The 20,400-nt window shown below is 48.5% G+C and carries 17 protein-coding genes and 1 pseudogene; 7 read left to right on the top strand and 11 right to left on the bottom strand.

Annotated features, from left to right (window positions below; translation table 11 throughout):
- Window positions 1-60: 60 nt before the first annotated feature.
- Both QYF49_RS02310 and QYF49_RS02305 read left to right on the top strand, forming a co-directional pair.
- Window positions 61-789 (top strand): Bax inhibitor-1/YccA family protein, encoded by a 729-nt coding sequence (locus QYF49_RS02310; RefSeq protein ID WP_290398015.1) that lies wholly within the window; start codon window positions 61-63, stop codon window positions 787-789.
- A gap of 149 nt (window positions 790-938) precedes the next feature.
- On the top strand, window positions 939-1,124 hold the full coding sequence (locus QYF49_RS02305) for a hypothetical protein (RefSeq protein ID WP_290398014.1): 186 nt from the start codon (window positions 939-941) through the stop codon (window positions 1,122-1,124).
- A gap of 57 nt (window positions 1,125-1,181) precedes the next feature.
- Here the strand turns inward: QYF49_RS02305 and QYF49_RS02300 are convergent, their stop codons facing one another.
- The gene (locus QYF49_RS02300) at window positions 1,182-4,229 is read right to left on the bottom strand and encodes an efflux RND transporter permease subunit (protein WP_290398013.1); all 3,048 of its coding nucleotides are present in this window, start codon (window positions 4,227-4,229) and stop codon (window positions 1,182-1,184) included.
- A gap of 349 nt (window positions 4,230-4,578) precedes the next feature.
- Window positions 4,579-5,322, bottom strand: coding sequence for a Cof-type HAD-IIB family hydrolase (locus QYF49_RS02295; protein ID WP_290398012.1), 744 nt, complete (start codon window positions 5,320-5,322; stop codon window positions 4,579-4,581).
- A gap of 263 nt (window positions 5,323-5,585) precedes the next feature.
- Here QYF49_RS02295 and QYF49_RS02290 point away from each other — a divergent pair, with 263 nt between their 5' ends.
- The 5 genes and pseudogenes from QYF49_RS02290 to QYF49_RS02270 all read left to right on the top strand — a co-directional run.
- Window positions 5,586-6,983: a sigma-54 interaction domain-containing protein gene (locus QYF49_RS02290; RefSeq protein ID WP_290398011.1), complete on the top strand. Its 1,398-nt coding sequence runs from the start codon at window positions 5,586-5,588 to the stop codon at window positions 6,981-6,983.
- A 151-nt stretch (window positions 6,984-7,134) separates the two neighbouring features.
- Window positions 7,135-8,475 carry an aminotransferase family protein gene (locus tag QYF49_RS02285; protein WP_290398010.1) on the top strand — a complete coding sequence of 447 codons (1,341 nt, stop codon included), beginning with the start codon at window positions 7,135-7,137 and terminating at the stop codon, window positions 8,473-8,475.
- A gap of 24 nt (window positions 8,476-8,499) precedes the next feature.
- Entirely contained in the window at window positions 8,500-9,876 is a 1,377-nt protein-coding gene (locus QYF49_RS02280; protein ID WP_290398009.1) for an NAD-dependent succinate-semialdehyde dehydrogenase, read from the top strand.
- Window positions 9,877-9,921: 45 nt separating this feature from the next.
- The gene (locus tag QYF49_RS02275; RefSeq protein WP_290398008.1) at window positions 9,922-11,319 is read left to right on the top strand and encodes an amino acid permease; all 1,398 of its coding nucleotides are present in this window, start codon (window positions 9,922-9,924) and stop codon (window positions 11,317-11,319) included.
- 117 nt (window positions 11,320-11,436) lie between these two features.
- A pseudogene (locus QYF49_RS02270) lies at window positions 11,437-11,603 on the top strand (DinB family protein); the annotation flags it as partial.
- 279 nt (window positions 11,604-11,882) lie between these two features.
- Here the strand turns inward: QYF49_RS02270 and QYF49_RS02265 are convergent.
- From QYF49_RS02265 to QYF49_RS02225, 9 genes are all read right to left on the bottom strand, one after another.
- Window positions 11,883-12,416, bottom strand: a complete 534-nt coding sequence (locus QYF49_RS02265) for a helix-turn-helix domain-containing protein (protein WP_290398007.1) — start codon at window positions 12,414-12,416, stop codon at window positions 11,883-11,885.
- A gap of 13 nt (window positions 12,417-12,429) precedes the next feature.
- The gene (locus QYF49_RS02260; RefSeq protein WP_290398006.1) at window positions 12,430-13,371 is read right to left on the bottom strand and encodes an oligopeptide/dipeptide ABC transporter ATP-binding protein; all 942 of its coding nucleotides are present in this window, start codon (window positions 13,369-13,371) and stop codon (window positions 12,430-12,432) included.
- Window positions 13,368-14,333: an ABC transporter ATP-binding protein gene (locus tag QYF49_RS02255; RefSeq protein ID WP_290398005.1), complete on the bottom strand. Its 966-nt coding sequence runs from the start codon at window positions 14,331-14,333 to the stop codon at window positions 13,368-13,370. Before QYF49_RS02255 ends, QYF49_RS02260 begins: the two co-directional genes overlap by 4 nt.
- Before the next feature lie 12 nt (window positions 14,334-14,345).
- The gene (locus tag QYF49_RS02250) at window positions 14,346-15,227 is read right to left on the bottom strand and encodes an ABC transporter permease (RefSeq protein ID WP_290398004.1); all 882 of its coding nucleotides are present in this window, start codon (window positions 15,225-15,227) and stop codon (window positions 14,346-14,348) included.
- A gap of 10 nt (window positions 15,228-15,237) precedes the next feature.
- Complete coding sequence (locus tag QYF49_RS02245; RefSeq protein ID WP_290398003.1) at window positions 15,238-16,242, bottom strand: ABC transporter permease; 1,005 nt, start codon at window positions 16,240-16,242, stop codon at window positions 15,238-15,240.
- A gap of 22 nt (window positions 16,243-16,264) precedes the next feature.
- Window positions 16,265-17,857 (bottom strand): ABC transporter substrate-binding protein, encoded by a 1,593-nt coding sequence (locus QYF49_RS02240; protein ID WP_290398002.1) that lies wholly within the window; start codon window positions 17,855-17,857, stop codon window positions 16,265-16,267.
- A gap of 16 nt (window positions 17,858-17,873) precedes the next feature.
- Window positions 17,874-18,503, bottom strand: coding sequence for a M15 family metallopeptidase (locus QYF49_RS02235; protein ID WP_290398001.1), 630 nt, complete (start codon window positions 18,501-18,503; stop codon window positions 17,874-17,876).
- Window positions 18,504-18,763: 260 nt separating this feature from the next.
- Complete coding sequence (locus tag QYF49_RS02230; RefSeq protein ID WP_231689193.1) at window positions 18,764-18,856, bottom strand: putative holin-like toxin; 93 nt, start codon at window positions 18,854-18,856, stop codon at window positions 18,764-18,766.
- A gap of 226 nt (window positions 18,857-19,082) precedes the next feature.
- Window positions 19,083-20,351, bottom strand: coding sequence for an MFS transporter (locus QYF49_RS02225; RefSeq protein ID WP_290398000.1), 1,269 nt, complete (start codon window positions 20,349-20,351; stop codon window positions 19,083-19,085).
- Window positions 20,352-20,400: the final 49 nt, after the last annotated feature.

The following is a 20,400-nucleotide window of genomic DNA, read 5'->3' as shown; positions in this document are numbered from 1 at the left end:
GCTAAGAAAGGTTTAAAAGAAGCACGTCTATAGTATAGTTTAGTAAAAGGAGGTTAAGTGATGAGGAGTTCTAATCCTAGTTTAAAAGACTCCGCGTTTTCCAAGCTAAAAGGCCAGGGGATGGATCATCCTATGACACTTCAGGGAACGGTGAATAAAACGTTCATCCTGCTCGTTTTGTTATGTGCCACAGCCTTTTACACGTGGAATCAATATTTTGATGGAAAACAAGTGGCGCCGCTTCTGCTCGCAGGAGTCATTGGAGCTTTCATCGTTTCGTTGATCACCATTTTTGTTCCAAAAGCATCACCGTTTTTAGCACCTCTGTATGCCATGCTGGAGGGTCTTGCCCTCGGCGGCATCAGTGCCATGTATGAAGCAAAATTATCAGGCATTACGACGCAAGCGGTTCTGCTCACGTTCAGCGTGCTCTTTGCGCTTTTGATCGTGTACAAATTGGGCTTGATTAAAGTTACAAAAAATTTCAGGCTTGGCGTCATGGCGGCGACTCTCGGTATTTTCATCGTTTATCTGGTTGATTTTGTTCTTCGATTTTTCGGACTGCATGTTCCATTTATCCATGAAACCGGTGTAGTCGGCATTATCATCAGTCTCGTCATTGTGGGGGTAGCCGCTCTCAACCTCGTGCTTGATTTTGATTTTATTGAAAGAGGCGTGGAACAGAGGGCGCCAAAATATATGGAATGGTACGCAGGATTCGGATTGATGCTTACACTCGTCTGGCTATATCTCGAAATGCTCCGCCTGCTTTCCAAAATCAGAAATTAAAAAAACCTGCTGCGGCAGGTTTTTTTGTTATCTTGCTTGAGTTCTGATTGAACAGCTATCGAGTCCCTCTTCATCCCTTCATTGCAGCAAAGACAATGATTGGTATTATATAGTTATAAGACAACCCCTACAGAAAAGAGGCGATATTTTTGGTGTCTTCCTTTGATTCATTTGACCGGTACGTCCTGCCTCATTTCCCCATCCTTATCATTGGGGTATCACTCGTGTTCGTATATGCCGGTTTTTTATATTACAGAGCCAAGGCCCCGGGGATGGCTTTTGTGTTTCTCATTCTTGCTGTGCTTGGTATGGTCATCGCCAATATCTACAAGTAATGGCTTCCTGTCGAAAGGAAAAAGCCAGTGCCCGATCGGCACTGGCCTTTATCAAGATTACATGCTCTCCTTCAACGGCTGAGTTTCTTGGGATATTTTGATGCGTTGGCGTTTTGACTTTCTAAAATGAAGCAGCTCGTAGAAGACTGGAACGATAACAAGCGTTAAAATAGTTGCGCCTGTGAGCCCTCCAATAACAACGACGGCCAGTGACTTGGAGACAAGGCTGCCGTCCTCGGAATGAGCGAACAGAAGCGGAAGCATGGCGAAAATGGTAGCGACCGCTGTCATGATGACCGGGCGGAGACGTGTACCGCACGCTTCGATGATCGCGTCCCGAATGATCATTGTTTCTTCGTTCTGCTTCACTCGGTCGATCAGTACGATCGCGTTTGTGATGACGATACCTATCAGCATGAGTCCGCCGATCAATGCAGTCGGATCAGCCGGTACTCCTGAAATCAGCAATCCGAGAACCGCGCCGATGGAAGCCAGCGGCAGTGTCATTAAAATAGCGAGCGGCGCGCGGAACGTTTTAAACGTGATCACCATAATCAGGTACACGATTAAAATGGAAGCAAGCATCGTGAGACCAAGGTCAGCAAAATCGCTGGATTGCTGCTGTGCAGCTCCGCCCTGCTCCATGCTCACGCCTTTTGGCAGATCGACCTTTTTCACTTTTTTATCGATAGCAGCTGACAAGGCGGACAGCTTCTCAGGCTTTACTTCTGCAGAGATGCGGATGTAAGGTTTGCCGTCTTTATGAAGCTCCGTGCTCGGTTTGTCTTCCACAGTAATCTGAGCCACTTTGGAAAGCGGCACAATGCCTTGCGCTGTCTGGATGGAAAGATCCTTCAGATCAGACGCCTTGGATGGATTGATCCCTGAATCCAGCATGATTGGCGTTGTTTTCCCATCAAGGGTGATGGAACCGATCGGCATCGGCTGGATGAGTGAAGCGACCTGATGTGCCGCTTGCTCCGTGTTCATTTTCTCGGTGTTCACTTTAACTGTATAGACAGGAGCGGTCTTATCCTGGTTGCTTGAGACCTCCTTCACTCCGTCCACTTCTTTTATTTTGCTCATCAGTTCTTTAGAGGTGCTTAGAAGCTCATCAGGATCGTTTCCGCTGATGTCGTAGGTGATTTCAGAACCTCCGGAACCCCCTCCGAACATGGAACCGGCAGAAGCCGTAATGTTTACTCCATTCTCTTCTTTCTTCGCTTTATTTACACTCTTAATAAAGGTATCAGCGTTTGCATCTTCTTTCATGACGACTGTGAAAGTAACGGTATCCGGATTGCTGACGCTGCCGTATTTCGCTTCATCTTCACTGGCTCCGTACTGGGTGATCAAATAATCATATCCCTTAATAGCCGACAGCTTATCTTCAAAGGCAAGCATACGCTGTTTAATGGTTTCTTCAGGCGCGTTGCTCGGGAACTCCATTTTTACGGAAACCATACTGGCATCCTTCGCACTGATGGCCCCCTTCGGCAGGGAAATGTACAAGCCGATGGAACCTACAAGCACGGCCACAGCAACAATGATCGGGACGTACTTATGATTCAGCGACCATTTTAATAGATTCAAATAGCGTTTTGGTTCAGAGTGGGCAGGAAGCTTCATGTTCTTCAGCATGCCCTGGCTCAATAACGGAACGACGGCCAATGCAACTAAAAGTGAAGCAAGAAGTGAATATGTCACCGTGAGGCCGAACGGCAATAAGAACTCTTTCAGTGAACCGTTGACAAGCCCCATTGGCAGGAACACTGCTACGGTGATCAGAGTCGACGACGTAATCGCACGTGATACTTCTGCAGTAGCCTCCAGAACATTTTCTTTTGTAAAGGCTTTGTTCTGGCTTCGCCTGAAAATATTTTCGACGACAACGATGCTGTCATCGACAAGGCGTCCAACTGCTACCGCCACTCCTCCAAGCGTCAGGATGTTCAGCGTAACGCCTGACAGCCAGAGCAGCAAGAGCGTGATGGCAAGAGAAAGCGGGATGGACACGATGGTCACTAATGTAGGCTTTACCCTGCGCAAGAAGACAAGAATAACGATCGTCGCAAAAAGAGCACCAAGAAGCACTTCCTTCATCATGCTGTTTACAGAGTTTTCAACCATGTCACCCGTTGTAAAAACAGTATCTGCTTTGACACCAGGGTAGTCTTTGTTGATTTCCTTTACGACAGCCTTCACATCTTTACTGGCGGTCACCGCACTTGAACGGTTTTCTTTAAATACGGTGACAGCCATGCTTTCTTTTCCATTGATGCGCAGCACCGTATTTTCAGTGTTTTTGCGTTCAAGCGTTGCGATATCTTTTAATTGAACGACTGGTGCTGTCGGATTCATGGATTGAACCGGAACGGCCAGTTTTTCCAGCGCACTGATGGATGTTAGATTATCCGTCACATTGATCGTGCTTTTCTTCCCGTCAATCGTCGCCCCGCCGGCAGTAACTGAAGCATTCTGCCCTTGAAGAACGGTCATCACACTGTTGACGGGAACCTTCTTTTCTTTCATTTTCTTCGTATCCAGCTTCACTTCCACACTCGGTGTGCTCTCACCAAAAATACTGGCTTGGGCAAGGCTTTTCTTATTTTCGAAAAGCGGAAGCAGATTCTTTTTCGCCTTTTCCATATTGGCCTTTGTCAGACCATCATCAAAGGTAAAGGAAACCTGGCCGATCGGAATCATGGAGGTGTTCAGCTGAGACACCTGCGGTTTCCCGACGGTTTCAGGAAACTGGAGAGAGCTGACGGCTTCAGAAACCTCTCGTTTTGCATCCTTCATGTTTGTTTTTGAATCAAAATTAATCGTAATCTGAGAATATCCATCACCAGTTGATGACAGGACCGAAGACTTGCCTTTAACACCTGCAACAGCCTGTTCCACCGGTTCGGTCACTTTGTCTGTCATGGATCCTGCGTCATATCCTTGTGCGAGCGTCACGACACTCACCTGTGGATTGTCCGCTTCCGGCAAAAATTCCATCGGTAAGCGGAAATAGCTGACCACACCCATAATAAGCGCAATAATGACCAACAGTGTGACCGGCGCTTTATTGCGAAAAGCCCAATTTGTTATAAACTGCATACGTTTCCCACCATTCCCCATTTTGATTAGTATAGAGCTGTCAGAACAAACAAACCCTGGTTTGCACCTTCCTCCCCATATGTATGACGGACTGTCTGCTGCTTTTGTTCGAAATTTAAGGCAGACTAAAAGCCCATATACAGTATACTTACATTTTAAGGATATATAAACCAAAAAAAGTAAATATTCCTGTAAAATTTTTCATAATCCTATCTTACTGGCCTGCCCGGTTTTCTGTAATGTACCCTGGCTGTATTTCCAAATAAGACTTAAGGCGTATTTCGCTGCAATTACCGACTGGCAGCCGTAAAAAAAACCATCCAGACAACGTCTGAATGGTTTTCCCATTTTAAAGCACCCAATGCCGGATCGCCTGAGCGACACCATCTTCCACGTTGGTGCCTGTCACCCAGTCGGCAGCGTCTTTTACAACATCCTGCGCATTGCCCATCGCCACGCCAATCCCAGCTTCTGTAATCATCGCGATATCGTTCAGGCTGTCTCCCATCGCAATGACATGGTCCATCGTGATGCCAAGATCCCGGCACACACGGTCGAGAGCCCTCGCCTTGTTGATTCCGACTGCATTGACTTCGATGTTCGTCAGGCTGGAATTGCTGATCTCGAGCTCCTTGTTTTTCGCCAGTTCTTCGAGAACGAGTTTACGAACCTCGTCATCAGCAATGTTGAAGCCGAATTTCAGCCATTCCATCTCTGCGCAGTTTTCCGGAAAGGTTTCACGCCACACTTTATCGGTCGAAACCGCCCAGAACTGTGCGCTGTGCTTTTTCGTTAGCTCCATCATCGCCTCGATATGATCGTTATGAAGCAGCGTTCGTTCAATAAGGTTTCCGTTGCTGTCCCATACCTCACTGCCGTTCACCGTCACAAGATATGAATTCAGTTCCAATGATTTAGCATAATCACGGCACGTCATGAGCGACCGGCCTGTACTGAGGACCACATGGACGCCCTCCGCCTGCGCCTCCCGTATGGCCATCCGGTTCCCTTCTGAAATCTCCTGCTCATCATTCAACAACGTTCCGTCCATATCCAGGGCAATCAGCTTTATTTCTTTTTGTTCCACTCCCACTCATAACATCCCTTTCTTCGTTTCGCTACCCACAGGTTAGCACAATATCTTTATTTTTTCTTATCTTTGACCTTACTACGCTATGAAAAAAGCCAGAAATACATTCTTCATTGATATGTATGCTTGGCTATGTGAGGTTACGATCGATTCGACAAGGATTACTCGCCAAACACCGCATTTTCATAAAGGTCACTCGTAATCTATGTTATCCTAATTAAAAATTTATCAGAATAATGATGCATTTGGTCAGGGAGAGATAAGGTATGAGTGAGAAGCTAAGGCTGCTGGAGCTCGAAATCGAAGGAATCATCAACGAATCAGGGGAAAACATCATCATTACCGACAGCGAGGGCATTATTTTGCGTGCCGTAAAAAACAGCGAAGAGATGTACGGCATCGCTTCGGAAGAGCTGGTTGGATCATCTGTTAAAGAACTGGAACAGAAAAAGATTTTTAGTCCGTCTGTAACACTCAGTGTGCTGCAGCAGAAAGCACCCGTTACTTTTATGCAAAAAACAGCGACGGGGAAAATCATCATGACCCGCGGCGTGCCCATTTTTAATGAAGAAAAAAAGATTACGAGGGTCATCAGCTTTTCGCATGATATGACGGAGATTGAAGAGCTGAAGGGCAAATACGAAAAACTGCAGCAAAAGATGGAACAGTACGAGACAGAAATCGAGCAGCTGCGTGAACGTGAACGGCTTCCTTCTGAAGTTTTTATCAACAGCAAGGCGATGCAGACCGTATGGAGCCTCGTGAATAAGGTGGCAAAAAGCGAAGCGACCGTTGTTCTTCAAGGGGAATCAGGCGTTGGAAAAACCGTTTTCGCGAAGGCCCTTCATAACGGCAGTCACCGAAAAGGCAAGCCGATGATCGAAGTAAACTGCGGGGCCATCCCTGAGAGCCTGTTTGAATCGGAGATGTTCGGTTACGAGGCCGGAGCATTTACCGGAGCGGCGAGCCGTGGAAAGATGGGCCTTATCGAGCTTGCCGACCAGGGGACTCTTTTTCTCGATGAGGTCGGTGAACTTCCTCTATCGATTCAGGTCAAATTACTGAAGGTGCTTCAGGAAAAGAAAGTAACACGAATGGGAAGCACGAAGAGCCGCACGGTCAACTTCCGGCTTGTCGCAGCAACAAACCGTGATCTGCAGGCGATGGTAAAGACAAGGACCTTCCGGGATGACCTTTTTTACCGTCTGAATGTCGTGCCGATCAGCATTCCCGCGCTCCGTGAACGAAAGGAAGATATCCATCAGCTGACGGAAGCGTTTTTGCAAAAATTCAACGAGAAATACGATACCGATAAAACGATGCACCCATCCGCTCTGAAAGCGTTCTGGCAGTATGATTGGCCAGGGAACGTGAGGGAGCTCGAGAACCTGATAGAACGTCTTGCCGTTACGCTTGAAAATAAAGTCATCTTGCCGGACCATCTTCCGTTTACCGAAAAAGCTGAGGAAAAATCCATAGAGAAGTTCGAGACGCATGGCACATCCCTTCAGGAATCATTGGAACATGTAGAAAGAAGCTGGCTGCTTCAGGCATACAGGGAATGCAAATCCACGTATGAGATGGCGGAGTATTTGGGGATAAGCCAGCCCACTGTCGTCCGTCGTCTTAAAAAATACAACATCGATTCAAAAACGAATCAATAATTCAAAAACGAATCAACATTACGATTATTTCATTCATAATTGAATCAGATCCACGCAAACCCCCGTCAAACCGTTTGGCACGAAACTTGCAACTATATTTCGAAAGCGCTTATAAATCAGAAAAGTGCGAATTAACTGGCAAAGGGTGGTTATGATGGATAATCAAAAATCCTATGAACAATTGGCAGAACTTGATAAAAAGCATTTTTTGCATCCGACGACTTCAATCAAGCAACAGCAGGCCAGCGGCCCTGATTTTATTTTAACGAAAGGTGAAGGTGTCCGATTGTATGACTTAAAAGGGAGATCTGCCATCGACGGCCTCTCTTCCCTTTGGAACGTGAACATCGGACACGGACGCGAAGAAATCGCTCAAGTCGCCTTCGAGCAGATGAAAACACTCGGCTACAGCTCTTGCTTTGCGACCTTCAGCAACGAGCCGGCGATCAAACTTGCAGCAAAACTGGCTGAAATTGCACCAGGAAACTTAACCGCTACCTTCTTCACATCAGGCGGTTCCGAATCCAACGATTCAGCTTATAAACTCGCCCGCCACTACTGGATTTTAAAAGGGCAGCCGAAACGCAAGAAGATCATCTCCCGCTCACAGTCCTATCATGGAGTGGCGATGGGAGCAACAAGCGCCACAGGCCTTAAGCCATTCCGTGATTTCACAAATTCGCTCGCACCCGACTTTCATTATGTCGATCATTTTTCACCACAGGCACTCCGCGACAAAATTCAGGAAGAAGGACCGGAAACGATCGCTGCGTATATCGCGGAACCGGTTCAGGGAGCTGGCGGCGTGCACATCGCACCGGACGGCTATTTTAAAGAAATCAGAAGCATCTGTGACGAGTTCGGCATCCTATTTATCACGGACGAAGTCATCACCGCGTTCGGCCGCACAGGCACGTATTTCGGAATCGACCACTATGACGTTGCACCTGACATGATGTGCTTCGCGAAAGGAATCACAAGCGGTTATGCCCAGCTTGGCGGTGTCATGATCTCGGAAACGATGCACAAAGATTTCATCGAACTGTCAGAAGGAACGCTTCTTCATGGCTACACGTACAGCGGACATCCGATGGCTTGTGCGGTCGCATTGAAGAACCTTGAGATCCTCGAACGGGAGAACTTAATCGATAATGCCCGAGTCATGGGTGAAGAACTGCTGAAAGGCTTTAAACAGATCCAGTCTGAACGTTCGATCGTCGGTGACGTCAGAGCCCTCGGACTCATTGGGGCGGTTGAACTCGTCAAGAGCAAATACACAAACGAACGATTCCCTGAGCCCCTCGCGCCGAAAGTATTGGCCGAAGCGGCGAAACGCGGACTCATCATGCGTTCTGTTGTGTTTGATAACCAGGATACGCTCGTCTTCGCCCCGCCGCTGATCATCAATAAGCAGGAAATCGGTGAGCTCATTCAGATTTTAGATGAGGCGATCGAAGCGGTTGAAAGCAAAGCCGTTTCTGCATCCAACTAGACACGACAGGAGGAATTTCATTTCATGCAATCACTGATCGAAGTAACCAACCCGGCAACAAACGCCGTCGTCGATACCGTGCCGAACGGAGGACGAAAAGAAGCTCTTGCCGCAGCAGATGCCGCTTATGAGGCATTCAAAAGCTGGTCGAAGCGGACGGCTGAAGACCGTGGGGAGCTGCTCATGAAATGGTACCAGCTCATTGAGGAATCCAAACAGGAACTGGCCGCCCTTATGACAAAGGAACAAGGAAAACCGCTAAAAGAAGCGGCAGGCGAGATTACGTACGCCAACAGCTTCATTTCCTGGTATGCGGAAGAAGGCAAGCGGGTGTATGGGCAAACGATCCCCGCTTCCCATCCTGACAAGCGGATCCTCGTGCAGAAGCAGCCCGTTGGTGTCATCGCCGCGATTACGCCATGGAATTTCCCGGCGGCTATGATTACAAGAAAGGTGGCGCCCGCACTTGCTGCCGGATGTACGGCCGTCGTCAAGCCAGCGGAACAAACACCGTTAACGGCCATCCGCTTGGCGGAACTTGCAGAGAAGGCGGGCATTCCAAAAGGCGTGCTTCAGGTCGTAACCGGCGACGCAGCTGAAATTTCAGACGCCTGGATGGAGGACACACGCGTGAGGAAGATCTCGTTTACAGGGTCGACTGAAATCGGCAAACTGCTCATGCGCAAAGCCGCCGATACTGTAAAAAAGATCTCGCTTGAACTTGGCGGACACGCTCCTTTTATCGTAATGGAAGACGCCAACATCGAAAAGGCCGTGCAGGGATTGGTGGCCTCCAAGTACCGCAATGCCGGCCAGACATGTGTCTGCACGAACCGCGTGTACGTTCAGGAATCGATCGCCGACGAATTCAGTACTGCTTTTGTAGAAGCGGTCGCTGAGTTAAAAATAGGAGATGGGTTGGAAGACGGAACGGATATCGGGCCGTTAATTGATCAAAAAGCGGTTGAAAAAGTAAAACAGCACACGCGGGACGCAATAGAAAAAGGCGGAACGCTCGCTTGCGGGGGCGATGCTCCAGCCGGATCCCTGTTCATGGAGCCGACCGTCATCACGGGCGCTACCGATGACATGCTCTGTATGAAGGAAGAAACATTCGGACCGCTGGCACCGATCGCCACGTTCAAAACGGCTGAAGAGGCGATCGGGCGCGCCAACAATACACCTTATGGCCTGGCAGCCTATGTTTATACTGAGAACTTGAGTCAAGCCCTTACCCTTTCCGAAGAGCTCGACTACGGCATCATCGGTTTGAACGATGCACTGCCGTCTGTCGCTCAAGCACCGTTCAGTGGAACAAAGCAGAGCGGATTGGGCCGGGAAGGCGGCCATTTTGGAATCGAAGAATATCTGGAAGTGAAATACGTTTCCATTGGCTTATAGCAGTTAGAACCTCGTATCACGATAAAGACAGGGAGGCGAAAAGGATTGAAGAATAAAGAAGGACTGCAGCAACAACTGAAAACAAGGCACATCACGATGATCTCCTTAGGAGGCATTATCGGAGCCGGGCTTTTTGTCGGCGCAGGCTCCGTCATCAACGCTACCGGACCTGCAGCCGTCATGTCTTATGCATTTGCCGGCATACTCGTCGTGTTCCTCATGCGTATGCTTGGCGAGATGGCTGCCCGCAATCCGGACAGCGGTTCATTTGCCACCTACTCCCGGGAAGCCATCGGCCCTTGGGCAGGATACACCATCGGCTGGCTCTACTGGTTCTTCTGGGTCATCGTCATCGCCATCGAGGCTGTAGCCGGCGGAGCGATCGTTCACGGATGGATCCCTTCTATTCCGATCTGGACATGGAGCCTTGTTCTAACCGTACTGCTCACCATGACGAACATCTTTTCCGTCAAATCGTTCGGTGAATTCGAATACTGGTTTGCACTGATTAAAATCGTCGCGATCTCGCTCTTCATGGGGATCGGCCTAGCCATCATCTTTCATTTGTTCCCGGGCATCAAGTCTCCGGGCACAGAAAACTTGTTCGGAAGAGGCGGCTTTGCGCCAAACGGTTTAAGCTCGATCTTCCTTGGTGTAGCGACGGTGATCTTCGCCTACTTTGGAGCTGAGATCGCGGCCATTGCGGCTGGCGAGTCAAAAGATCCAAAAAAGACGATCCAAATCGCCATCAAAAGCGTGGTCTGGCGTATTCTTATTTTCTATATCGGTTCCGTGGCCATACTCGTCACCCTTCTGCCGTGGAACTCCACAACCGCGCTGGAAAGCCCATATGTAACGATGCTGAAGATGGTCAACATCCCGGGTGCAGGACTCATCATGAACATTGTCGTCCTCACGTCGGTGCTATCGTGTTTGAACTCGGCGCTCTATACGAACTCACGTATGATCTATTCTCTTGCACAGCGGGGAGATGCGCCAAAAGGATTCCTCAAGCTGAGCAAGCAAGGCGTTCCGGTCCGGGCGGTATGGGCAGGAACCATCGTTGCATTTATCGCCGCCATCTTTAACTTTGTATCACCGGACAAGCTTTTCCAGTTTCTTGTTAACGCATCCGGCGCCATCGCGCTGATCGTGTATCTGGCCATCGCCATCTCTCACATCGTGATCCGGCGGCGGGCGGAAGCGAACGGTGAAGACCTCGAACTTAAAATGTGGCTTTTTCCAGGCTTGTCCTATTTTGTCATCCTTAGTATTACCGTTATCCTCGTGTCCATGGCGCTGATCAGTTCCATGCGCTCACAGCTGCTGCTCACATTGCTCGTAACCGCATTGGTCATCGCATCCTATTTTTTATTGAAAAGAAGAAATGATGCGATCAGAAGCAAATATGAGGAGAAGTCAGCAAGCCCTATGATGGATTGAATGATAAACCCCGCCCTTTTGCTAGTTTGCTAGCAGGGAGTGGGGTTTTTACTCGTTTTTGGATGGAGAAGTTTTTGCTCGTTCCGTTTAATGTCGATGACAGAAAGGAGTGGCGGCATGAATTTTACGATGAAGGAAGCAATTGAGGTCCTGGAGCGTACCCCGCAAACGCTCGAACACTTTTTATCCGGCTATCGTTTTGCTGGCTGAAATGCAATGAAGGCGAAGGAACATGGAATGCGGATGAAGTCATCGACCATCTCATTGAGGGCGAGAAAGTGAACTTGAAAGTCATTCTTTCTGGTCCGGCCATAAGTTTGTCTATAGAAATCATCCAAGCTATAGCTGGTTTTTACGGGGCTATAATTACAGAGCCTGTGATATTGACGATTTAATAATGAACATCTTGGGTACTGTCATCGGATGATTACTATTTAAGCTGCCTGCAAGTTTTCTGGGTCAATCAGGCTTGCTGATCACCAAAAAAGATATAAAGAAACAACTGCAGTACATTTACGTTAAAGAACGGCCGCTGGTTAACAAGCGGCCGTTCATTTATTCTTCTATACCGTCGTCATCGCCCAAATGGACACTGACATTCTCTCCCCGGGGTTGATATAACGGTGAGGCGTTATACTCGGGAAGTGAATACTGTCTCCTTCATGAAGATGAATCTCTTTTTCTCCTAAAATCACCTTCAGTTCCCCCTTCAGCACGATTCCGCATTCGTGGCCCTGGTGTGAAACAAGCTCTGCTTCGTTCATTTCCCCCGGCTCGATCTCGACCATCAGGAAATCCAGTTTTCCGCCGCGATTGGGCGTCAGTTCATGGTATCGTACCTTTTCATCAGACAACTGAATCAATCGCCGCTGATTTTTCCTTACAACAAGCTCATCTTCTTCTGCACCTTGAAAAAAATAATGAAGAGGGACGCTCAGACTGCTGCAGATCTTCCAAAACGTACTGACCGTGGGGTCTACAAGCCCCCGCTCAATCTGGGACAGCAGACTGGAGCTTAATCCGGTTTGCACCGCAAATTCCTGCAGTGTAAAGTTGCGCTGCTTTCGTAATTCTCGTAGCCGTTCTCCCTGAATCAAAGACACCCCTCCTCTACTTTTTCAGATGACAGGCAAATCCATGCTCGTCCGTTTCGTTTCGATAAGCAGGTGCCTTAAGGCAGGCCTCCATACGGTAAGGACACCGATCATAGAACACACAGGCTTCATGACCCGGTTTTACCTCTGAAGGGTTTGCAAAACCCAATTTTCCTTCATCCGCTGACTCAAACAGACCAGGCAAAGAAGAGAGCAAAATTTTCGTATAAGGATGACGCGGCCGCTCGAAAAGCTCCGCGGATGGCCCCATCTCCACGATCCGCCCTTTGTACATGACGGCAATTTGATCGCACATGTACCGGATGACCGACATGTTATGTGAAATAAAGAGATACGTCAGCCCTCGTTCTTTCTTCAGATCTTTTAGCAGATTCAGCACTTGTGCCTGCACCGATACGTCCAGTGCGGAGGTCGGTTCGTCCAGCACGATAAACGCAGGATCAGTGATGAGCGCACGGGCAATGGCAATCCGCTGCCGCTGGCCTCCGCTGAACTCATGCGGATACCTGTCAAGGTGTTCGGCTTTTAATCCAACCCTCTTCACGAGAGAAATAAGGCGCAGGCTTTCACCTTTCTCCTCTCTCTGCTTGTTGTCCAGTGCCAGCAGCGGCTCGAGGATAATATCTTTTACGCGCATCCTCGGATCAAGCGAAGACTGCGGATCCTGAAACACGGTCTGGATTTCACCTGGACGGGGGCGTTTAAATTTGTTCTTCTTCCATAACGGATTTCCTTGATAATGGATCATTCCTTCTGATGGCATTTCCAAGCCGATGAGCATCTTGCCCAGTGTGCTCTTACCCGAACCGGATTCACCGACCAGTCCGAGAACACTGCCCTTTTTAACAGAAAAATTCGCGTTACTGACCGCCCGTATCACATGTTGTCCTTTAGAAAACGACTTCTCCACTTTTTCGAATTGAATGAGTGTGCTCAATGTCTTGTCCCCCTTAGCCAGCAGGCGGCTGAACGGTTGCCGGATACCGGCTCAAGCGCTGGTGCAGAAACACTGCATATATCCATGGCTTTGCTGCATCTGGAGGCAAAGGCACAGCCGACGGGACGGTTTTGCAGATCCGGAACCTCACCTGGAATCGCTTGTAACGGCTGTCCGGGATCCGCCCGATCAGGAAGTGCGTGCAGTAGGGCTTCTGTATACGGATGAGAGGGTGCGTTCAGGACCGCTTCCGTCTTCCCTTCCTCCACCACTTCACCCGCGTACATGACCATCACCCGATCGCACACCTTGGACACAACGCCCAGATCGTGTGTGATCAAAAGGACAGACGTCCCTCTTTTCGAGTTCAGCTCTTTGATCAATTGTAATATCTCCTGCTGAATAGTCACATCCAGAGCGGTCGTCGGTTCATCCGCAATCAGCAGGTCAGGAGGCGCGGACATCGCAAGGGCGATCACGATCCGCTGGCGCATGCCGCCGCTCAGTTCAAACGGATACTTTTTCGCCACAAGCTCCGGATCATGGATGTGCACCTCCCTTAACGCTTGAACGGCAAGCAGGTTTGCTTCTCTTTTTGAAACCTCCCTGTGCCGTTTGATCACTTCCGCGAGCTGATTCCCTACCTTCATCGTCGGATGCAGGGCGGTCATCGGCTCCTGGAACACCATGCCGATTTTTTTGCCCCGGAGGCTCTGCATTTCCTTTTTACCAAGGCTAAGAAGATCTCTGCCCAAATAGGAGATCTCTCCTTTTGAGATATGGGCATTGGAGCCGAGCAGACCAAGAATGGATAAAGCAGTGACCGATTTTCCTGATCCCGACTCGCCTACTACTCCTAATATTTCTCCTTTATGAATCGAAAGGCTGACATTGCGGAGAGCCTGCACCTTCCCTCTCATACCTGTAAAATCGACGCATAAATCTTTCATCTCCAATACCATGATGCGGCCCTCCTAGCGCCCGGCTTTTGGATCCAGAATGTCGCGGATCCCGTCACCGATTAAATTTAAAGAACCTGCAGACAGGAAGAGAAATAGTCCTGGAAACGCCGGATACCACCAGTAATCCAGCAAGTACTTCCAGCCGATGCTGATCATGGCCCCCCATTCAGGTGCCGGCGGCTGTGCTCCCAATCCAAGGAAACCGAGCGTGGCAATCATGAGGATCGCGTCGCCCACATCAAGTGTGGCCTGAATGATGACCGGTGATACCGAGTTTGGAACGATGTGTTTGACGATGATCCGCCATGGATTGATTCCGAATGACTCTGCAGATTTGACGAAAAGCTTTTCCTTGATGACAAGCGACTCACCCCGCGCCAGCCGGACATAGACCGGTATCTTGACAATCGCAATGGCAAGCATCGCGTTTTGCAGACTCGGTCCTAAAGCGGCAGCAAGAGCCATTGCGAGAATGAGGGTCGGAAAGGCCATGACCATATCCATGATCCGCATGATGACCAAATCCATGATCCCGCCAAAATAACCGGAAACGGTCCCGATCAGAATTCCAATGATACTTGCAATAATGATGACGGTGATCCCTACGCCAAGTGAAATCCTTGCTCCGTACAAGATCCTTGTTAAAATATCTCTTCCTACTTCATCCGTACCAAACCAGTGATGCATGGATGGCGCCTGAAACTTTTGCGAGATATCAATCTGCGTTGGGTTGTAGGAGGTCAGGACAGGCGCGAACAAGGAGCAGATTACGATAAACGCCAGGATGCCTAACCCCACCCACGTCATCCGATTTTGTTTCAGCTTGTACCAGAAAGGGTGAACAGCCTTAATCGGCTTGGGCTGGCTTGTTTCTCTGTGCAGAGGTGTTTCCATGTCCTCCCTCCTATCCTTTAATCTGTGGATCAAGCACGTAATACGTAAGATCCACGATAAGATTGATGATGACGTATCCGACGGCGATCAGCAGCGTAAAGCCCATCATGGCCGGAAAATCAAGATAAGCAATGGAGTCGACCACGTATTTTCCCATTCCCGGCCACCCGAAGATCGTCTCTGTTACTACTGCCCCTCCCAGCAAGGAGCCAAAGGAAATTCCAACGACCGTTATCGTGGGGATCAAGGCATTCCTTAGGGCATAACGGAAGAACAGGAATGGCCCATGAATACCGTTGGCGATCGCCGTACGGATGTACTCCTGCTCCATGATCTCGAGCATGCTGGCCCGCACCTGGCGGGTGATGACCGCTAATTGCGCATAGGACAGCACGATGGCCGGCAGAAGAATATGATGAAGGCTGCTTTTCAGTGCGACCATATCCCCGCTCAAGAGGCTGTCCAAAATATAAAAACCTGTAATGCGAGTCGGCGGATGGATGCTGATGTCCAAGCGCCCGTTCGCTGGAAACCATCCAAGATACCCGTAAAAAAACAAAATGACAACAAGACCGCTCCAAAACACCGGTGTCGAGACACCGCTGATAGAAAAGATCCGGCTCGCATGATCCCATATGCTGTTCTTTTTGACAGCCGCCAGCACACCAAGAGGAATGCCGATGCCTAAAGCAAAGATAAATGCAATCACTGCCAGTTCCATCGTGGCAGGGAAAAAGGCTTCCAGATCATCCAGGACCGGTTTTTGCGTACGGATCGACGTACCGAGGTCCCCGCTTAATATCCCTTTCATATAGGTTTCATATTGAACCCAAAGGGACTGGTCCAAACCGAGCTGCTGGCGTACTTGCTGCAGTGTTTCCTCATTTGCCCGCTGCCCTACCATCATCCGGGCTGGATCGCCCGGAATGACGTGTGACAGCAAAAAGGAGACCAAAGTGACGCCAAACACTACGAAGAGAAGGAGGCCCATACGGTTTAAGATCATCTTCTTCATCGTTCAACACTCCGATTCTCTGTTATTTGGACATATCTCCAAGGTTGTACATGCTCTCGAGCATCGGATTGTACACAAATCCTTTGACACCTTTACTCATTGGCAGCAAGAAGTCTTTCTGATACAAGAGAATGTACGGCGCGTCATCAATGACCATACGCTGAGCCTCCTGGTAAAGTGCTTCACGTTTTTTCTCATCGTTTAATGTCGCTGCTTTTCTCAGCTTCTGATCGACGGTGTTGTTTTTATAGAACGCACGGTTACCGGCAAGCCCGAAGTTCTTGGAATCGAACCAGTAGTTCATGAACGCATACGGATCCCCGAAGTCAGGGCTCCACATTCCAAGCGCCAAGTCAAAATCACCTTTATCAATCATTTCCCTTGAGGTGGCATAGGCTACTTTTTTCAGGTTGACCTTTATTCCAATGTCCTTCAGGTTCGACTGAATCGTCAATGCTTCCGTCTCCCACCAGGTTTTGTTGTCAGAATACAGAAGGTCTAAGCTCAAGTTCGACACTCCCGCTTCTTTTAACAGCGATTTCGCTTTTGCCTTGTCATACTTGTACTGCTGTGCTTGACCGTCATGGCCCCACAATCCTTTCGGGATCGGGCCGCGCATCTGTGTTCCGTATCCTTGCTGTACCGCGTCGATCAGCTTGTCGTAGTCGATGGCGTAGTTCAAAGCCTGGCGTACCTTCTTGTTCTGAAGGGCTTTATTGCCTTTGCTGGAGTTAACATATACATATTCCACGAGAAGGCTCGGCTCCTGGAGAATCGTGGCGTTTTTCATCTTTTTCACGCTGTTGATTTGATCGACCGGAATGCCTTCCGCGATGTCAATCTCGCCTTTTTCCAGCTGGAGGCGCTGTGCAGAAGGATCGGCTACAATTTTAAAATATACCTTTTTGAACGCGGGCTTTTTGGCCGCATATTTATTCTGATCGAGTCTCACATACTCGCCTTTTTTCCATTTTGCGAGTTTATAAGGGCCGCTTCCCATGGTCGTGGTCGCCAGATAGTTTTGTCCTGCGTCACCATTCTGTTCATGATCCATGACTTTCGGGTTTACGATGCTGCCGTAGTTGGCAGCCAGTGTGGATAAAAAGGGCGGAAAATTTTCTTTGAGTTTAAACGTGATGGTTGTTGGATTCTCAGCCTTGATTTCGGAAACGAGGCTGTATACTTCCGAGGGGCCTTTGGCGACTTTCTTGAGGCGCTCAAAGCTTTTTTGGACCGCTTGTGCGTCCACTGGGGTTCCATCGGCAAATTTATGGCCTTCGTTCAGGGTGAACGTCCACGTCTTGCCGTCTTTGCTTACTTTCCATTCCTTTGCGAGACCAGGCTTTACTTTTGTGCTTCCTCCGTCATATTCCACAAGGCGCTCATAGGCCGGATATGTAAGTTTCCATGCGGAATTATCCATCGTCACCGCCGGGTCAAGCGTCCCCTGATCCGCAGTCGTGGCAATTGTCAGGACATCCTTTCCATTTGACGCATTTGAGCCCTTTGTACCTTCGCTACTGGATGGTGTAGCGTTTGAATTCTTCACACAGGCCGATAACAAAGCAAGAATCATCACTGCAACGAGCAGAAGGCTAAGTTTTCTTTTCATCATTCTCCTCCATCACGTTTTAATTTTTTTGAATACCGAAATAAATAATGCTGTTTCCTGTTGCGTTCGCCCACCTCCGATTTCCGTAGTCATAATGCCACCACTCCTCGGAGTTGGAGACAAATCCTGCTCCCTCCATCACCTTTCGCAACAGCCGGCGATTGTCCCGAATGGCTTCTTCCTGGCGGGTCAGCTGGTGCTTTTTCTCGTACCACTCAAGCTGTGCCTTTTCGGTAAAATCATCAAAGTCTGTCCCCATGTCGAGCCATCCGTTCTCGTCCGCGATCGTCAAATCCACCGCTCCACCGGTAAGGTGCGGTGCAGGCTTATTCAGATCGCGGGTCGGAATCGCCACATATTTAGAGATTTCTTCCTGCATTTTTTCCTTGGTGAGGTTTCGGGTTTCGAGGTGTGCTTTAATGGCTTCATAGATCGCGAACTGAGTTTCATAGGACCTCCAGCCGTCGAAGATGACCAGCTTTAAATTTTGAGGTAAGTAATTGGCTGCTTTGATCAGTTTTTCTACCGTGCCCTTTCGCAAAAAACAATCGTTTTCTGCTCCGGGCAGAGTCATGTGGTAATAGTAAGGATAGACGTCGATTCTAGGTGAGAGGTTGGATAGGGAAAGTAAGGCGTCTTGCGAGGCCATTGCCGTTCCTTCAGGTTCAGAGCGCCGTTTCTGACAAATAGTTACACCTCTTTTCAATAAATTGAATTTTCTAACAATATATTAAACATAATGATATATTTAATGAAAAAGTATTACAATCACTTGATGGAATAAATTCCTAGGCCAAAAGGAGGGTTTTTCGAGACAGGGAGTATAGGTTTGTAATATGTGTGTGATTGCCCTGCATCAAAAAAACCACACGGCCACAGCCGTATGGGTAGAAGGGTAACTCCTGTCTCCTAGGACTTCTTGTCATGGTTATGAAAATCGAGAACAGCGATCACAAACATTCCAAAACTAAGCATCAACGAGATGACTTCGAATGTGTTCATTGAACATCGCCTCCTTTATTTTCAGTCTCCCCGGTACCAAATTTGTCCTATTCGCCCAATGAATAATGTTTTTATAAAAAAAAAAGACCCCGCTCCCAGCACTAAATAAAAATAATGCACAAAGCGTTAATGCCCCATCTTTAAACCGCCATACGCCATTAGGTCCGAGGAGATAAAAGAAAAAACCCAAAGCCAACAAGGCTTCGGGGTTTATCTCTCCATTTCCTTAAAAAGAAACAGAATCGTTGACTGAACGATCTTTTGTTCCGCTGATGATCGGACGGACGAAACGGATGACAGTGAGGGAAGCAAATACGGCCAGACCGCCCGCGAGAAGGAAGGCACCTGAGAACGTCCCCGTCTTATCGACGATAAAACCTGTTAACGCAGGCCCGATAATACCCGCTGTGTTGGCCAGGAAATGCATGAATCCCCCAACCGATCCTACATTGTTCTGATCGACCACGTCCTGGACAATGGCCCAATAGATGGCTCCCGTTAGATACAGGAAGAATACGGATAATGCCACGAGAATAACCGCACTTACAGTTGTTGTTACCAGTCCGGCAACCCCGATGCAGATTGCAGAAGCAAGCAGGCAGGTAACAAGCACTACTTTACGTGAGAACAGCACGCCTTTTTTGGCTGCCTTTTTAAATACATAATCTGAAACAAAGCCGCCGGCTGCAAGACCGATAAAGCCCAAAATCCATGGAATGACCGTGATGACGCTCATAGATTCCACACTCAAACCGCGTTCTTTTACGAGATAGCTCGGGAACCACGTCAGGAAGAAGAACAAGATGTAGTTGTAAGCAAAAAAGGCAAAGGCGGTAAACAGCACCGTTTTTTGTTTCAAGTAAAACGTCAGTGGAATTTTCTCTTGAGGCGCAACATCCACTTTGACTGCCGGTGCCTCCCCCATTGGTTTGGCCGGTTTTTCTTTTACAAATTTAAACCAGCATACTGCCCATACCAACCCGATGATCATGATCAGAATGAAGGACACCTTCCAGCTGAACGCCACTGCGATCATGCCGACGATTGGTCCCGAGATCGCTCCTCCTAATGGCGTTCCGCTATTTGTGACTCCGATGGCTGAAGCTCTTTGTGTCGGCGGGAACCAGTTATTGACCATTTTGTTGATCGTGGCTGAAAGAGGCCCTTCTCCCATTCCAAACAATACACGAATGACCATTAAGCTTACAAAGCCTACGGCGAGTGCGATCGCACCACTGAATAAGGACCAGACAACCATGGCGACAAACAATGTTAACTTCGCTCCATAGCGGTCCGATGCCATTCCTCCCAAAAAGTTAAAGATGGCGTAGCCGACGGAGAAGCTGCTGAAAATCAGACCCATTTGTGTAGCAGATAATGTTAAATCATCCTGAATAAATGGGGCTGCGATCGAAAGTGCCGAACGGTCCAAATAGTTGATAACGCCCGCAAGAAACAACATGATAATAATTGGCAGTTTACCTTTTGAAAACATGGCAATCCCTCCCTATACATTTGAAATATTCTGATATTTTTAGGCGAAC

It is taken from the genome of Fictibacillus terranigra (assembly GCF_030412265.1).
Lineage (GTDB): Bacteria > Bacillota > Bacilli > Bacillales > Fictibacillaceae > Fictibacillus_C > Fictibacillus_C terrinigri.
The sequence above is the reverse complement of the archived record's forward strand: the minus strand, read 5'-3'. Positions and strand labels throughout refer to the sequence as shown.

What these genes read in the sequence shown, in the direction of transcription:
- QYF49_RS02290 (WP_290398011.1), top strand. Translation starts at nt 5,586, where the DNA reads ATGAGTGAGAAGCTAAGGCTGCTGGAGCTCGAAATCGAAGGAATCATC.
- QYF49_RS02225 (WP_290398000.1), bottom strand. Translation starts at nt 20,351, where the DNA reads ATGTTTTCAAAAGGTAAACTGCCAATTATTATCATGTTGTTTCTTGCG.
- QYF49_RS02310 (WP_290398015.1), top strand. Translation starts at nt 61, where the DNA reads ATGAGGAGTTCTAATCCTAGTTTAAAAGACTCCGCGTTTTCCAAGCTA.
- QYF49_RS02245 (WP_290398003.1), bottom strand. Translation starts at nt 16,242, where the DNA reads ATGAAGAAGATGATCTTAAACCGTATGGGCCTCCTTCTCTTCGTAGTG.
- QYF49_RS02240 (WP_290398002.1), bottom strand. Translation starts at nt 17,857, where the DNA reads ATGATGAAAAGAAAACTTAGCCTTCTGCTCGTTGCAGTGATGATTCTT.
- QYF49_RS02285 (WP_290398010.1), top strand. Translation starts at nt 7,135, where the DNA reads ATGATGGATAATCAAAAATCCTATGAACAATTGGCAGAACTTGATAAA.
- QYF49_RS02280 (WP_290398009.1), top strand. Translation starts at nt 8,500, where the DNA reads ATGCAATCACTGATCGAAGTAACCAACCCGGCAACAAACGCCGTCGTC.
- QYF49_RS02300 (WP_290398013.1), bottom strand. Translation starts at nt 4,229, where the DNA reads ATGCAGTTTATAACAAATTGGGCTTTTCGCAATAAAGCGCCGGTCACA.
- QYF49_RS02250 (WP_290398004.1), bottom strand. Translation starts at nt 15,227, where the DNA reads ATGGAAACACCTCTGCACAGAGAAACAAGCCAGCCCAAGCCGATTAAG.
- QYF49_RS02235 (WP_290398001.1), bottom strand. Translation starts at nt 18,503, where the DNA reads ATGGCCTCGCAAGACGCCTTACTTTCCCTATCCAACCTCTCACCTAGA.
- QYF49_RS02255 (WP_290398005.1), bottom strand. Translation starts at nt 14,333, where the DNA reads ATGGTATTGGAGATGAAAGATTTATGCGTCGATTTTACAGGTATGAGA.
- QYF49_RS02230 (WP_231689193.1), bottom strand. Translation starts at nt 18,856, where the DNA reads ATGAACACATTCGAAGTCATCTCGTTGATGCTTAGTTTTGGAATGTTT.